This is a genomic window from Neobacillus solisequens, assembly GCF_051233465.1.
GTDB lineage: Bacteria > Bacillota > Bacilli > Bacillales > Cytobacillaceae > Neobacillus.
The window spans coordinates 18,038-33,911 of sequence record NZ_JBKFGJ010000023.1 but is presented as its reverse complement, the minus strand read 5'-3'; the positions used below and the strand labels follow the sequence as shown (position 1 = coordinate 33,911).

Genomic DNA, 15,874 nt, shown 5'->3' with positions numbered 1-15,874 from the left:
AAAATAAATGATTATACCAAGTGAGGAACCGGTTCCAAAAGTTCATAAAAGAGAAAACCGAGTAATTGGAACCGGTTTCGTACTTTTATTATATTTTACTATCTGTCAGATTGTCAACGCTTTCTCTTTCAATTATTTCAAATCTTGATAGTGTTAATTTTTGGATCTGTTCACCATTTACGAGTCGAACAATTTGTTGGGCAGCCATATGACCTGCCTCTTTATAATGGAATTTCGCTGTTGTAATAGCAGGATGTATGACTTCTGTAATTTCATATCCCCCAAACCCAACAATTGATAAATCACTCGGTACGTTTACTCCTTTTAGATACGAGGCCTTCAATGCTCCTAAAGCAATATTATCGGTGGCACAAAACAACATCGTAGGCTGGAAGTCATCCAATATGCTGTCAGCCGCTTTCATCGCATCCAAGATTTTAAACCCCGTTTCATAGTACCGGACATCACAATTCGGGTACTCCTTTACCGCAGCTTTAAACCCTTGCTTTCGCTTAACCCCGACAGCAATATCTTTCTCGGTAACACCCAAATAAGCAATCTTCCGATGGCCTTTTTCTAAGATATTTTTTGCCAGTTCATAACTTGCAGCATAATCATCATGGATAAGACTATAAGTATTTTCATTGTACTGCCCTACCAGCAGCACCGGAATTTGGATCTTTTGAAACGCCTCTAAATGAGCTTCTGTGATTACTGTTGCCAGCAAAATAATGCCGGCGACCTTTTGGCGCTCGAAGCTGTATAAACTTTCAATCTCCCGTTCTAAATCTTGATTTGTGTTGGCAATCAACATCTGATAGTTTTGGTTTCTTAATTCCTCATCAATGCCAATTAACGTATTGGAAGCAGCATATGAATCCAGCCTCGGTACAATCGTCCCAATAATATTCGTTTTTTTCGCCTTAAGGCTTTGTGCAAATGTATTCGGAACATACCCGGTTTCATTGATCACTAATTCAATTTTCTTTTTAGTAGAATCGCTGACCGACCCTCCGTTTAAATAGCGGGAAACTGTACTTTTAGCTACACCTGCTATTTTGGCAATATCAGAAATAGTTCGATTCATGGAAATACCCCGTGCTTTTTTAGTTTCAGTATACACTAATTCTATCCATTGGAAAAAATCTATCAATGGTTAAGTTTTCTAACACACTTTCAGAACATTTTTTAACAAATGAATCACGATTCGTTATATAATACATACTAATATTTTTAAGAGGGTGATTAAAATGAGAGAAGTAACGTTAATTCAAATTTTCAATCATCATATCGCAAGAAAATATTTAGATCGTTCTGGAATTGTCCATGCCATCGCTTGTGCTTATCATGCATTTAAATTGGCCAAAGAATATAATGTTTCGGTGGACTTGGCTACAAAAGCGGCATTGCTGCATGATATGGGGCATTATACTTGGTATAGCAACGGAAAATGGGATTATGATTTATATAAAAAGAATGATATTCATGCGATAAAAGGAGCGGAAAGGGCACATAAATTGTTGATCCGTTTGGGAGAAAACCCCATTATCGCGAAAGACATCGCACTGGCCATATTATTTCATACAGATTCTTATATGCCTGAAGGATTTATCAACAGGACTCCGTTGCAGCAAATCGTCAAATTAGCGGATGAGATGGATGAAGAACAAGGCGGGATGCATCATTATAAAAAAATGGACGAGACTAGAGCGATCAAAATGATTGAACGTTTGGACCACATGGTTGAAGAGGAATTAAAAAATAGCATTATCTAAAAAGTACCTTTCTTTGGGAGGGTACTCTTTTTGTGCCTGAAAACAGCTAATATTAGCAAGCCTCCCCCCATATGCTTTATAATAAAATGGTTTTTTAAAAAACATCATTAAGGAGTTAATTATGATAAAAACCAAGAAAATCACCCCTCAATATGACCCCTGGGAAGCCTATTTGGATATGGAGCAGTATGGCAAGCTGCAACTGACGAATATTGAGTTCACTACGACTACTTTATGCAATATGCGCTGCGAGCACTGTGCAGTTGGTTATACTTTGAAAACAAAGGATCCTGATGCCCTCCCGCTCGAGCTGATTTTACATAGACTTGATGAAATTCCGACACTGCGGTCTCTGAGCATCACAGGCGGAGAGCCCATGCTTTCGCTTTCATCCGTAAATAACTATGTCATCCCGATTTTAAAGTATGCTCATGAACGAGGCGTGCGCACCCAAATCAATTCGAATCTTACCCTTGATTTGGCCCGTTACGAGTCCATTGTTCCTTATTTAGATGTCCTGCATATTTCACATAATTGGGGTACAATTAAAGATTTTGTCGAGGGCGGCTTCGCGCAAATGGATAGAAAACCAACCGCTAAACAAAGAGAAGCCTATTTTGAGAGAATGATTGAAAACAGCAGAGAACTAGTGAAGGCTGGAGTCATGGTCTCAGCGGAAACGATGTTAAATAAACGCACCTTGCCACATATCGAAAAAATCCACAAGCAGATCGTGAACGAAATGCTCTGTCAGCGTCATGAGGTGCATCCAATGTATCCAAGTGATTTCGCGAGTACTCTTGAAGTATTAACGCTGGAAGAAATTCGGGCAGCTATCCACCATTTACTCGATATTCGTGATGAAAAGGTATGGATGCTGTTTGGAACACTGCCATTTTATGCATGCAGCCAAAATCATGATGATCTTCATCTACTGAAACGGCTCTACAATAGTAAAAATGTTACGGTACGGAATGATCCTGATGGTCGCTCCCGTCTTAACGTGAATATTTTTGACGGCGACATTATTGTAACAGATTTCGGCGACACCCCTCCGCTTGGAAACATTCAAACTACTAATCTGCAAGAGGCCTACGAAAGATGGCAGGATTCAGACCTTTGCAAGGAATTAAGTTGTCACTGTCCAGCCGTTTCCTGTCTGGGGCCAAATGTTTTAGTAAAAAATAGTTATTACCAAAATCATGATTTTTCAAAGCTTAGAAATAATATATCTAGAAATTAAAACGAAAAACACGTTGGCAATCGGATTACCAACGTGTTTTTTCTATTTATTAAGTATTAGTTTTTCAATCGCATAGGCAACGCCATTTTCATTATTGGATAATGTCTGAAATTCTGCCGCCTTTTTTACACTTGGCTCGGCATTCCCCATAGCCACACCGCAACCGGCATATTCCACCATGCTTAGGTCATTTTCGCCATCTCCAATACAGATCACTTCCTCTCTTTTAATGGAAAGTTTTTCTGCAAGTTGTTTGACCGCATTCCCTTTATTGACGGTAGGATGAAGAATTTCTAAAAAGAACGGGGCACTTTGGACCATCGTATATTGTTCTTTAAATGAATTCGGTATGTTGGCGATCACTTTGTTTAGCCGTTCAGGTTCATCAATAAACATAACCTTAGGGATCATCATATCCTCAGGAACCTCATCCAAAGTTCGATAATGAAGTGGTATTTGATTCATATATGCCTCATGTACGGTATATCGGTTAATCTCTTTATTGGGTGTATAAAGATTGTCTGAATCAAAAAAGTGCAGCGGGGATTGAATCTGTTTACTTAAATCGTATAATACCTTTAAGTCCCCGTATGTTAAGGAAGTTTGCGAAACAACTTCATTCGTGTGCGTATTTTGAACAAGAGCACCGTTAAAGGTAATAACATAATCATCTTCTTCATTTAGTTTTAAATCTTCAATAAATGAATGGACACCGACAATAGGCCTTCCCGTACAAAGGACCACTTTCACCCCTCTAGCTTTTGCAGCCTGAATGGCGTCCTTTACTTCATTTGTCACTTCTTTTCGGTCATTAAGCAATGTACCATCCATATCAATAGCAACTAATTTATACAAAGTATTTCACTCCTAATCTTTGTTGTAAGGTTCAAAATTTTTTACCTTATGGTTACAATGCTTTTGAGCATGTTTCATTCTTTTTTAATAATCTCTTCATATTTAAGAAACCATTTAATTTTTCAGACCCCAAGAGCATTATAGCAATAAAACTTGCAATAACAAATGGGAAGATTCTGATTGTTGAATGTGCGGCAATAAAACCTAGTAGCGGAGGCAGGAACGTACTGCCCATATAAGCTACCGCCATTTGATAGCCCATAATGGTTTGAGAAGATTCCTTCCCAAAATTTGCTGGGGTTTCATGTAACATGCACGGGAAGATTGGTGCCAGTCCTAAGCCAACTACAATAAAGCCTGCTAGTGAAAAAAAGGATGGCAATGGCAATGGCAATAATAAAAGTACCGCACCAGATAAGGCTATGATTTGCCCCACTCGAATAAGCGTACGATTGCTGACCCTTAACGTAATAAAGCCTGTAATGAATCTTCCAATCGTTATGCCTCCATAATAGAGCGAAACCCATTTTGCTGCTGTCCCTGCAGATAGTTCCTTAACATTTACGAGGAAACTACTTCCCCAAAGGCCCATGGTAGCTTCAGCCCCGCAATAAAATAAGAAGGAGGCAAGCGCAAGTTTAACCCCCTTAATCTGTAAAGGTTTCACAGGTTTAACTTCCTTATTAAATGATTCGCTTGTTGAGTCTGACTCTGTTTTTAAAAAGGTAGCATTGTTTTTTCCAACCTTATTCCATAATGGCAACGTGAAGAACAGAATCACAACTAAGGCAAATTGAATCCCGGCGATGGTAAGATAGCCATTTCTCCAAGAATTGTGACCAGAAATAAACTGAGCCATAATGATCGGTCCAAGTGTAGCGCCAACACCCCAGAAACAATGAAGCCAGCTCATATGGTGTGCTTTGTAATGGGTAGCGACATAATTGTTTAAACCCGAGTCAACTGTACCAGCCCCTAATCCAAGGGGGATGGCACAGATAAATAGCCATTCGATGGATGGAGCAAAGCTAAAACCAAGTAAAGCCCCAGCTGTCATTAGGCAACTTACAAATGTGACCAATCCTGTACTAAATCGTTTAAGAATCACTCCGCTTGCCATGCTGGATATGATCGTCATCCCTGCTATCATCATGAAAATCAAACCGGCCGTCTCAACTGGAGCACCATATTCGGAGTGCATAACAGGCCATGCAACGCCCAACAAGGAATCAGGTAAACCTAAGCTGATAAATGCCAAATAGATGATAACCAAAAAGAGTGTAGCCATAGATATCCCCGCCTTTATTGAATAGTTCATTTTGCCTCAGTAATCATCAGATCCAATCCAAGTTTCTGTAGTCCATGCAGGTAGTCTTGTTTCCAGTCACTCATCGTGATCTCAGGAAGGTGCTCTGCCGGAATATACTTCGAACCCCCTTCAGTAATTTGGTCGATCTGTACTTTGTTCATTTCATCCACACAAAAGATGATCGTATGAGGATTAATTATTGCAACAAACGCAGCTACCAATCGGCTAATGGCATCCGTCCTATACTCCTCAGTTTCCAAGGATTGAATAAAGTTTTGCTGATCATACAGAGGAACAAATGATACCTCCCCTGAGAAAAAGGTACTTCCTCTCACTACATCTCCATTAATCAATATTCCCGCTCCCGGACCATTTTGACCAAAATATAAATAAACAAGGGATTGATTTTTGTTTCTCCCCTTTTTGTTGTGATATCCAAGAACAGAAGCATTCATATCATTCTCTACGACCACAGGAATTGAAAAATGATTCTCATAGTAACCCTTCAAATCAAAGTCTTGAAAATGCTCATAGCCCGGAATATAAAAGACCCGGCCATTTTCAACCGACCCGGGCACACCAATAGCCAAGGCACTAATTTTGGGATATAGAACCATAATGTCTTCGATACATGTAGTTAATAAATCTTTATCTATTAATACACTAGATGTTTTTCCCTGCTTCTTTACTTCCCCTAAACAATTGAAAACGGTATAATGTGTCTCCGTTCTCTCTAAATAGATGGCCAGGCCCAACATGTGATCCGGATTGTAGGAGTATCGTTTCGCCCTTCGTCCTCCGCTGGAATCATCAAGGCCAAGTAAAAGAATCTCTCCATCCTTCTCCATTTGTTCTAAAAACTTACTAATGGTTGGAAAGCTAATTCCTAATTGATCACTGAGCTCAACCTTTGTAGCACTACCCAGTTTCAATAGTGTAGTGCGAATTCCACTAAGGATGATCTTCTTCATTGTTTTTGGAGTTGCGAATAATTCACTCACCAACATCACCACCTAAACCTATAACTTTTTAAACATCTTTAATAAGTCTTGGTGATACTATATCAAATTTTTATTTTTAAAACAATGGAACCGAAAAGTTATAGTTTAAAATACCATAAATTCATAAAAGGTCTTTTCATGAACTAGAAGCTGTGGCTCTGATCTTCCAGGCCAACTTTAGTCAAGTTCCAATCAATAAAAACCCTGATCGAGTAGACCAGAGTTTTTCGGTTCAAAGTTAATGGTAATTGGATTTTAGGCTGGTCAGAAAAAAGACTCAAATAATAAGGTTCAAAATAAATCGCCTAGGTTCATCATAAGTTCCCGTTAGAGTACAGTATCAACCAACAAATTGCATTAATACCTTGTTAAATTTGTCACGTTCTTCCCAAAAAGGACCATGACCACTGTAATGAAACGGAACAAGCTGTGAATTTATGACCTTTTGATTTAGTTCTTGCGCTTGTGAGAATGGAATGACTTTGTCGTGAACGCCGTGAATGATTAAGGTAGGTACAATTATTTTTTGCAAATCAGTATAAAGTTTCTCATCCCTTAGTGTCATAATGATCGCTGCTGTAGACCAACCAGCTGCTTGTAATCCTAATTGAAAAAACCATTCAGAGAATGAATTTGTTATATATTGAAAGAAAAAGCTGTCTGTCACATCCTGCATCAACTTAGGACGGTCATTTAACGCTTGAGCAAGGAATCTAGTTGCCGTTTCTGTAGTAAAGCCTATAGGAGCTGCAGCATCTACAAGGACAAGATTGGATACCCCGTAACCATTATGTCGGGACACATATCGAATGGCGATTGCCCCACCTGTCGAGTGACCAACCAGAGTAAAATTGTCTAATTGTAGTACACCCACTATCGTCCGTATATCATCGGCTAATCGGTCAAAATTGTAGCCGCTTATTGGCTTATCCGACTTTCCGAATCCTCTCCAGTCAATTCCGATACAACGGTACCCCATTACAGGAAGAACATTAAATTGATACTCAAACTGTTCATGACTTAACGGCCAACCATGTAAAAACACGATCGTCCTATTACCCTCGGGATTTAAATCTTCTACATATAATTTTACACCTGATTCAACAGTAACAAAGTATCCCACTCCGATCCCCCCTAAAAAGCCTTAACAATAAAATATTCATTGGGCGAACATAGGTGAATACTTATTACTTGATTCAATCGCTAATAAAGGAGTGGCTGTATGTATTATTAGCACAGAAGCTATCCTTGCAACACTACTTACTTTTATGATCTACCGCCGCTACTGGTGGCTGTTCCAGCCATCCATTCTCAATCATGATCTCGGTGGCATCTTCTACAAATTTAGAAATACTCATGAATGATCTTACATACATAAAACCAATATCATGCCTTCCATTTACCGCCAAGGAATTTCCAAATGATCGAATTTTCATGGAAAACATATCAATTTTATGAAATAGCATTATTTTATCAGAAAAAGGTGAAAAGGTTGTACCGGTAACTAGATGGTCAAGAAATGTTGGGGACGGTAAATTTTCAGATTGCAATTGATGCTGATATTGTTCAATGGTTTTAGTTGTAATATCTGCACCTTTTCGAAACAGTTTCCGTATTTTATCAGACTTTGCAACTTGACTAAATCCTAGGATTAACGCCTTGCTTGTAACGTTGCTCTCTATATTATCGTAAAGATGAGCAATCTCTAATGCATGGAGCGGCCGTACCTGACCAAAAAAACCGTTTAGAAAATTCTTTTTCACATATTTTACTTTGTCAGGTATAGGAATAACAGGAGGTTTTATTATAAAATTCTTTGTAATCAAAATATGTTTCACTTGCTCCAATAATTCCGTTGATAATTTCAAACAATAATGGGCTAAGTCTTTCACATCGTTACGAAAAACTAATGGTAATGCTAGACTATAAATACTTATTCCTGCCTTTAACGTATATTGCAAATAATGAACATAAAATTCATCTTCAAATAATCTTGGCACATTTAAGTTTACATCCTCATCCGTAAAACCAGCCGGAATAGGAAAGTTCTCTTTATCAAAAATGGTTTTTATCCGACCCATAAAGTCGTTGGTTAACGTTAAGGAATTATCCAATAGTCTGTTAATATCTGCATCTTCAACGTGTTGGAGAAAGTAACGAATGATTTGTTTGGTCATGCTGTTTCCTACATAGGTAGCCCAAAGTTTCCCCATTTCAGCACTTGTAAGTGGGTCATGCATAGATTTCATTTCATTCACGTCCTTCCTAAAAGATTTCCTGCCAATGAATAAAGCTGAAAACCAAGAAACGTACCAGAAGTAAAGTCATTATTTAGGCAAAACATTAAAATCCTCCTAATCGTTCTACTTATGTGGTAGTTTTTTCATTTTGAGATTGTTTATTCTTACTAAACCTACTTATTTCCCACATTTCATTAAACTCCCATTAGTCCAATAAAAAATGCGCCTTATTTGGGCGCAAAGTTACTTCCTAAAAACATTATTTATTTTCCCTTTTTAATCCGCTGCTTTCGTGATGAAATCAAAAACCTTCTTTAGGTTTGTCTTAAAATAGGTAGTAAAGTACCATTCTTGATATGCCTTTGGTACTAAAATATCATCTATGCTTCTCTTACTTTGAATTGCTTCCGAAACCAATGCCACTATATGGTTTATGTACCCTTTAACTTCATGAAGTTCTTTCATTGAACCAATATGACCATGACCCGGTACTATTGTTTCTATATTAAGTAATTCGATCTGTTCCAAAATATGTAGCCATTCTTTAGGGTTCGCATTAATCATTACAGGATGATGTTTTGAGAGCACTAGATCACCCATTACGGCTATTTTTTCTTCGGGCAGGAACACGAATGCATCACTTTGCGTGTGACCGCCGCCGTACGTCAAGAGATGGACGGTCCTGTCTCTGCCATGAATACTCATCTGACGATCAAAAGTGATAGTGGGCAGTGTATATACTAAATCAGGGAGCATTTTCATGTACTCGCGATCACTTGTATTTTCCCATTCCATTTCCTTCTTTAACTTTTCGTCAGTCTCTTTTTGTATTTTATCCTCTACTTCTTCAATAGCCTTATAAATAGGTTCAGGATTTGATCGTTGCTGAGCTAACCTATTCTTTCCATATGTTGCCATAATATCACGTGTAGCAGACGTGGAAATAATTTGTGCTTCGGTAAACACTTGATTTCCGCTCGTATGGTCACTGTGCCAATGTGTGTTTAGTACATAAGAAACTGGTTTTCCAGTAAGATGTATGGCTGCTCTCTCCAAATCTTCGGCAGCATCTATGGTTGTAAACGTATCAACCACAAGTGTCGAGTCCCCTAGGTCAATTATTGCGGCATTCCCTACTGAGCCGGTACCAGGGACTGAAATGGCTGCATATACACCCTCAGCAACCATTTTTATCTGAAAATGTTTTGAACCTGTTAAAGTTTCTATTCTATTTTTCATCCAAGCTCTCTCCCTAAATGAAATCATCTTTTTATAATACCATACAAAATTATCCAGCGTATATTTCCATTCACCTAGGTTATTCTTAACGTGTTCAGGCATGTTTTAAATTATTTTACGAAAAAACCATAATTTTCTGCCCCTATTCCTTTCTTTGTTCTTTCACAAATAGACAAAAATCAATTATACTGGACTAACTATCCTATTCAAAAAGGAGGAATTTCCTATGACTGAGAATAATCAATCACAAACACAAAAAAAGAAAATCAGCCTGCAAGAGGCCATGAAACAGCAGCTTGAAAACAAAAAGAACCAGAACTCAAATAATGGAAAAGTGAATGCCGATCTTTCGACAAAAAAAATGAAAAGCCAGCAAACGAAAAAACCAAGCAATACCCGCAGAAAAATGGGTGTCTAATGAACGGACAAAATCGGAAAGACATTATACCAGGTTTGGAAGTTGATATTGTTTTAAAAACGGATCAAAAAACGGGAAAGCTCACCAGGGGCATTGTGAAAGATATTCTTACCAAATCGGGCACCCATCCCCATGGTATCAAAGTCAGGTTAACAGATGGACGGATCGGACGGGTACAAGAAATACACTCTAAATAAAAGCAAAAAAAAGCATTCAGGGATGGAACAGTTACAACCCGAATGCTTTTTACTTACTCTTTTCCATCCTGTTTTAAACCTCTATCCGTAAACAGTGTGCAGGTACTGCTGCAGACCTTTCTCAATTTCTCAGTATCCTCTTCATTCTTGTTGAATGGTCGTATAATATCGGATTTCCTTAAAATTTTGCCAGGCACCAATCCTTCGTTTTTTGGTCAGCAAAGGATGCTTCAACGCTATTAGAATAGATTCGTCGATAATCCTCTTCGCTTAGGTTAAATTCTTTGTTAACTAAATGAATTTCTTTTGACATTGTAGTATTAGAAACGGTTCTGTTATCCGTACTGATTGTCACTTTTATTCCATCTTTATGAAACTTATATATCGGATGATCAGAAAAATGCTGAACAGCTTTTGTTTGGACATTACTTGTTGGACACATTTCAAGCACTACTTGTCTTTCTTTCACTTCCCTATAAGCTTCAGCGCAATCTTTAATAAATACTCCGTGTCCTATTCTTTCAGCCCCTAACATTTCAATAGCTTCTAGAACGTTTTTACCGATTCCCGTTTCACCTGCATGTATGGTGACTCTGTAGCCATATTCTTTGGCTAATGCGATGGGTTCTACGAATCTTTCACAAAAACCTTCTTCTTCCGATGCACATAGGTCAATTGCTACTACACCTTTTCCTAGGAACTTTTTCCCCTTTTCAACCACCTCAAACGCACTTTCTACAGACATTGTCCTTAAACAAGACAGAATAATATTACCCTTTATGTCGTAACAGCTTTCTGCTTCCTTCATACCCTCTATGACACTCTCAATAACTTCCTCAACATCTAATCCTTTTAATGTGTGAAGTAACGGTCCAAATCGGACCTCCATATATTTTACATTTTCCCTTGATGCATCCTCAAAAAGCTCAAAGGTAATTCTCTTTAAGCTCTCCCTAGACTGCATAACCGAATTAGGAAGAGAAAATCTTTTTAAATATTCCTCTAGTGATTCACAATCCAGAGGAGCAATCAGCTCATTTTGCAACTCCTTTTTATCAAAAGAGGGTAACTGGAGGCCTTCCTTTTGGGCAATATCCATAACGGTCTCAACCCTAACGCTTCCATCCAAATGACAGTGAAGTTCAACTTTCGGCAACTCTAAAAAGTTCATTTTGACCTCCAAATATTGTTATTAAATTACATAAATAATAAAAAAAATTCCTGATTACGAAGAAAGTACAAGATTTGTATTTTCTTCGTAATCAGGAATTTCGGTTCCTGGTAGAGACCTCCAAACCAATTATTGGAGTTATACGAAATTTTATTAAATTCATAAACGCTTTTTAAAAAGAATAATAAAAAAAGATTAGATTGTCAATATAACATAAATCTTTATTATCAGTGAAAGAATTTAGATTTCTTTTTCCTTGTTAATTCAAGAAGATATTGAATCCCATACAATAATAATGCCTTCGAAAGGAAATTAAGGAAAAATTGGTAATTATTTAGTCGAACCAATCTGTAATACCTAAATTTTCTTGCTAGACTTGCAACTGGAAATGCAAATATACCATTTATAATGGCATTTAATAAAATAAACTTTTTAACATTTCCGTATGTCCACTTTAGAGTCCACATGGAGCTTGCAAAAAACGGCCCAATACTAAAAGGAAATTCCCCAAATAAGTATGATTGTGGTTTATTATAGAAAACCCACCATTTTAGTTTTTTTCCAATTTGAATGCTAATACCGTCAATAAGGATAATCAGGATGGATGCGGGAAGAAATCTTTTTATGTTACGTGACCCTAACAAGGGTACCGTCAACCATGATAGTAAGACCATAGCAACATTAATCAATCTTTGAATTTTTATTGTCAAAGCTTTATCATCCCTTTCTAACAGTCCTTCTTCCCCCTTTTTGTAAAATATCCAACAAAACACATTTATATGTATGGGTACTTTTCCACAAAACCAATTCGTTTATTTTAATAAAAAAATTAACCTTATACCATTTTCTTTATACTAGGTATGCAACGATACAGCCCTAAACATAAAGAAAGAGCACAATTCTTGCTACTAAATTGCACCCGTTTTTGAAAGATTCATCATAATGATCGTTAAACTAAAGCTCACCTATAGTTTAAATACTTTAATTCACAAACTTCTCCTATTAGTTAATAAGATGTTTCACTATCAAGTCTTGAACAAAATAGACGATTAGCCAACCTGCGATTTCCAAGGTCTAATGAAGCAAATAGATGAATGGAATGTTTCAGTGCTATTCCTATAATTAACAACATTACTACTGTTCCAGGAAGCCCCCACACAACACCAATGGCAAACTTACTAATTTTGTCCATTTATTCACCCTGAGTATATAACCATAAAAGTACTTAAAAGGCTGACAATAAGTACCAATTTTCCCTTTAGAAAACCCTTCGTCAGGTTTATCCTTTTATACTTTTACCACATCAAACTGCTTCATTTACCAGCACTCCTTATTAAAGAAAAGCACCCCGTTAGCCACCCATGCAGCAGCAGAACTGCACCACAGAATTAATTAATGCTTTTTTCAATTCTAAAAGAACTTATTTTCATGTGGTTTAAGTACATCTTTAAAATTCAAGTTGATATATTCTTTAAGATATAGTAGTTTTCCACACAATTATAAGGATAATTTACCACCATGATAACAATAGAAAGTTTTTACATCTAAATTTTTAATCTTATCTAAGGACTCTTCTGCTTTCCCAATATTTAAACAAAAATGTGGATTAGCAATAACCAATTTATCATTCTCATTAACAGCTGCATCACCCGTAATAACCGTTTTTATACTAGGAAAGTATAATGAAATATGACCTGATGTGTGCCCTGGAGTTGCTACAATCGTACATTTTCCATCTAAAATCTTACTGCCATCTTGTACTTTTTCATCAACCGATATATGCTTCAAATTCTTAAGTTGCCGAATAAACCATTTGCCAAATTCTACTTCTTCAATTGGCAATTTATCTAGCAGTGCTTCAGCTTGAACTAATCTCTCCGCTTTCAGCATACCACTTATGTATTTTGATTCAATCTCACTAGCTATTATATTAATCCAAGGAAATTCTGTTTTAAAATCATATAAGGAACCAATATGTTCATCATCATAGTGAGTGATAATAATATTCTTTAAATTCTTTATTTCATATCCACTTTTTTTAATTTCATTTTCAATTAGAGGTAAAAAGTTTGCGTACCCAGTATCTACTAACGTTAAATCATTGTTAGTAATAATTAAACTGGGATAAATTAGATTTTTTTGTCCATTAAATTCAAATTCTATCGGTAGTTCTAAAATCTCCATTTTACTCCCCCTACCCTAAATCATGTATCTTTAGTAAAATAATAGTCCAACAAAAAGATGAGTTACTCCTTATTAGTTCAAAATATTCCTTTTTTTCTCTATTAGATGTTTTACTTCGCAACTCCTTCTTTCACCCTTAGCTCAAGAAGAAAAGGAGCTAAAACAACGGCTACTGGTTCTTCCATTAAACGCCCACCGTTAGAATTCCTGTAGCGAGCTATTTTTCACGATTAAAATAGAGCCCCTCAGTAATAAGATTATACACACACAACACAAAATCATTCTTAAGAAGAAACTCTACAATGAAGTTTAAAAAGTAAGACAAATAAAATCAACTAATTGAAGAATTCCGATTAGACATGTCGGAATCGATATAGCAAAACAGTTTCACGTTGCTTTGTGCCGTAAACTTCCATGGAATTGTTATTGAGATCCTCTAACGTTCGAAAATAATGAAAGAAGGATTGCTAGATAATACAATGGATTAACCTTTTAAAGCCTTAAAGGGCTTGGATACTACGATTATTGGCATGGAACCAACCGGACATAACTGAGGAAATCTTTCAAAAAGGCTTTATGAAAGGAGCATTGAGGTAGTGACAGTAAAACCCCCACCTTGTGAAAAGGAATAAGGAAAATCGGGATAACTCTCAATCCAAAAGTGATAAAAAAGAACCTTAGTTATTGCTGATAAGGTGAAGAATAGATACTATTCGTTTTATTCGCCCGTCTTAGAAACTTTGAAAAACTCCGAGTCATAATGTTAAATTATGACATGAACGTCAAAAGATATGTATGCTGTCCGTTAGAAAACCGGCATCTACCACTTGGAATACCTATGACGAAGGAATGAAAGGGCATTTGACCCGTTGAGACATGGGAGCGAAAACCTCCAGGGGTGGCGTGGAGAATACGTACAATATATGGATATCAATAGGGTTTCATTACCTCCTATATTTAAGTACGCCTTCATGTTGCCAAAATCCTAACAATTTATTTCAATAGTCCCCTAATGTTATTACAAGTGCTTTAAAATTCTGCGAATAAGTGAGTATTTGAGAGAAAAATCGTATTTAACTGCGGGAGTTTAAGTGCAATGTTCACTATTTTTTCGCCTTAACAAAGTCTAATTCCTTTATATTTTAGGGACATTTCAAATAGACCCTTCTTTCTAAGGATACGTACGATTGTTAACAAAAGAAAGTTATTTCTTTTCTTTATCGGTCCATAAAACTTTGTATAAAAGTGCAACCTCAGCTTCTTCAATACCTGTAGGTAATTCGCCATTTTCGCTTTCAACAGAACGCAAACTGTTTTTAGTTGCGCCTAACCAAGCTACTAAATATGCAGGTTTATTCTTCTCTAAAGTAACCTTTTCTCCTATCAATTTACTAAAGGAAGACATTGTCATCTTATTTGAATACTCTGTTGAAGCAAGTCCAGATGGTACACCTGTTAACAGCTTTAAAGAATGGTCTTCATCTTCGGAACTACTTATTCCAAAAGAAATGAGGTTGTCTTTAAATTTTGTATCCGGCCCACCCGAAGTATTTAGCAACTCCTTTTTAAACTTACCGTTTTCAAACTCGACCACCGAAAATTGCAATTGATCATCTTCTTTCAGAGTGCCATTCAGCTTGAAAAATTCAATTTGCCCTACACCTGTCTTGCTAATAAGCAGTTTTTCTCTTTCACTCATGTTATATGGCTCAATGGATATTTTCGTATTTGATGACGGTTTTTCTTTCTCTACACTGTTACAACCCTGTTAACAACAAGATGAAAATTATAAATAAACAATACCCTTTAAAATTTCGCATCTTTTACTCCCCCCATTACCCAATGTTTCATTAAATTTTTTCAAAGTATCCCCATAAGCATTACTCCATTAAATGGACCGATTGTTGAAAAAAGCTATTAGCTCTTGTTCCACTAACCTTCACTTTTCATTCAATAAGAAAAGCTGCCCAAATGACAGCCTTATTTTCGGATTTTACTCCTGTAATGGAATATGAAATAACTAATTAAGCCAACAGCCAATACAACAGCTGTTATTGGTAGAAATTCAGATACTGGAGAATAGTAGTTTATTGTTTCTTTTACAGGCATATTCGATCCCCTTTAAACTATCGAATGTTCCTTGTTTCCGACGATTTTACCATAAAATTACAATAAGGGATATAAAATTAGTGAATTTATGTAAACTCTTTATTGAACTAACTTACCCTGTTCGTGGAATAAG

At 36.7% G+C, this 15,874-nt stretch carries 15 protein-coding genes, 1 pseudogene and 1 riboswitch; of the genes and pseudogenes, 5 read left to right on the top strand and 11 right to left on the bottom strand.

The genetic code is table 11. The annotated features are described in order from the left end of the window. Positions 1-88: 88 nt before the first annotated feature. The gene (locus ACI3K6_RS21050; protein ID WP_435556378.1) at positions 89-1,123 is read right to left on the bottom strand and encodes a LacI family DNA-binding transcriptional regulator; all 1,035 of its coding nucleotides are present in this window, start codon (positions 1,121-1,123) and stop codon (positions 89-91) included. Between the two features lie 127 nt (positions 1,124-1,250). Here ACI3K6_RS21050 and ACI3K6_RS21045 point away from each other — a divergent pair, with 127 nt between their 5' ends. Both ACI3K6_RS21045 and yfkAB read left to right on the top strand, forming a co-directional pair. Beyond that, the gene (locus tag ACI3K6_RS21045) at positions 1,251-1,775 is read left to right on the top strand and encodes an HD domain-containing protein (RefSeq protein WP_335477674.1); all 525 of its coding nucleotides are present in this window, start codon (positions 1,251-1,253) and stop codon (positions 1,773-1,775) included. A 121-nt stretch (positions 1,776-1,896) separates the two neighbouring features. After that, positions 1,897-3,018, top strand: coding sequence for a radical SAM/CxCxxxxC motif protein YfkAB (yfkAB, locus tag ACI3K6_RS21040; protein WP_435556377.1), 1,122 nt, complete (start codon positions 1,897-1,899; stop codon positions 3,016-3,018). Positions 3,019-3,060: 42 nt separating this feature from the next. On the opposite strand, the gene yidA is transcribed toward yfkAB, so the two are convergent. The 6 genes from yidA to ACI3K6_RS21010 form a co-directional block, all read right to left on the bottom strand. Beyond that, on the bottom strand, positions 3,061-3,873 hold the full coding sequence (gene yidA, locus ACI3K6_RS21035; RefSeq protein WP_335477670.1) for a sugar-phosphatase: 813 nt from the start codon (positions 3,871-3,873) through the stop codon (positions 3,061-3,063). A 52-nt stretch (positions 3,874-3,925) separates the two neighbouring features. After that, a complete protein-coding gene (locus tag ACI3K6_RS21030) occupies positions 3,926-5,161 on the bottom strand; it encodes an MFS transporter (protein ID WP_435556376.1) in 1,236 nt (411 codons plus the stop codon). Positions 5,162-5,187: 26 nt separating this feature from the next. Next, positions 5,188-6,183 (bottom strand): ROK family transcriptional regulator, encoded by a 996-nt coding sequence (locus ACI3K6_RS21025; RefSeq protein WP_435556375.1) that lies wholly within the window; start codon positions 6,181-6,183, stop codon positions 5,188-5,190. A gap of 340 nt (positions 6,184-6,523) precedes the next feature. Next, positions 6,524-7,306, bottom strand: a complete 783-nt coding sequence (locus ACI3K6_RS21020; protein ID WP_435556374.1) for an alpha/beta fold hydrolase — start codon at positions 7,304-7,306, stop codon at positions 6,524-6,526. Between the two features lie 133 nt (positions 7,307-7,439). Continuing rightward, on the bottom strand, positions 7,440-8,432 hold the full coding sequence (locus ACI3K6_RS21015) for a DUF3231 family protein (RefSeq protein WP_435556373.1): 993 nt from the start codon (positions 8,430-8,432) through the stop codon (positions 7,440-7,442). 267 nt (positions 8,433-8,699) lie between these two features. Further along, positions 8,700-9,662 (bottom strand): MBL fold metallo-hydrolase, encoded by a 963-nt coding sequence (locus ACI3K6_RS21010; RefSeq protein ID WP_435556372.1) that lies wholly within the window; start codon positions 9,660-9,662, stop codon positions 8,700-8,702. Positions 9,663-9,888: 226 nt separating this feature from the next. Between ACI3K6_RS21010 and ACI3K6_RS21005 the strand changes: the two genes are divergently transcribed. Both ACI3K6_RS21005 and ACI3K6_RS21000 read left to right on the top strand, forming a co-directional pair. After that, a complete protein-coding gene (locus ACI3K6_RS21005; protein WP_435556371.1) occupies positions 9,889-10,080 on the top strand; it encodes a hypothetical protein in 192 nt (63 codons plus the stop codon). Next, positions 10,080-10,277 (top strand): YwbE family protein, encoded by a 198-nt coding sequence (locus ACI3K6_RS21000; RefSeq protein WP_335477656.1) that lies wholly within the window; start codon positions 10,080-10,082, stop codon positions 10,275-10,277. The genes ACI3K6_RS21005 and ACI3K6_RS21000 overlap by 1 nt, the downstream gene beginning before the upstream one ends. 178 nt (positions 10,278-10,455) lie before the next feature. Here ACI3K6_RS21000 and add read toward each other — a convergent pair whose 3' ends face one another. The 3 genes from add to ACI3K6_RS20985 all read right to left on the bottom strand — a co-directional run bounded on the left by add (position 10,456) and on the right by ACI3K6_RS20985 (position 13,632). Further along, on the bottom strand, positions 10,456-11,448 hold the full coding sequence (gene add, locus ACI3K6_RS20995; RefSeq protein ID WP_435556370.1) for an adenosine deaminase: 993 nt from the start codon (positions 11,446-11,448) through the stop codon (positions 10,456-10,458). A gap of 68 nt (positions 11,449-11,516) precedes the next feature. Further along, a riboswitch (purine riboswitch) is annotated at positions 11,517-11,614 on the bottom strand. Between the two features lie 840 nt (positions 11,615-12,454). Next, positions 12,455-12,640, bottom strand: a complete 186-nt coding sequence (locus tag ACI3K6_RS20990) for a hypothetical protein (protein WP_435556369.1) — start codon at positions 12,638-12,640, stop codon at positions 12,455-12,457. 305 nt (positions 12,641-12,945) lie between these two features. Continuing rightward, complete coding sequence (locus tag ACI3K6_RS20985; protein WP_435556368.1) at positions 12,946-13,632, bottom strand: MBL fold metallo-hydrolase; 687 nt, start codon at positions 13,630-13,632, stop codon at positions 12,946-12,948. A 346-nt stretch (positions 13,633-13,978) separates the two neighbouring features. Here ACI3K6_RS20985 and ACI3K6_RS20980 point away from each other — a divergent pair. Then, positions 13,979-14,428, top strand: a pseudogene (locus ACI3K6_RS20980) (IS110 family transposase); the annotation flags it as partial. Between the two features lie 408 nt (positions 14,429-14,836). Here ACI3K6_RS20980 and ACI3K6_RS20975 read toward each other — a convergent pair. Next, positions 14,837-15,331, bottom strand: a complete 495-nt coding sequence (locus tag ACI3K6_RS20975; protein WP_435556367.1) for a hypothetical protein — start codon at positions 15,329-15,331, stop codon at positions 14,837-14,839. Between the last annotated feature and the right edge of the window lie 543 nt (positions 15,332-15,874).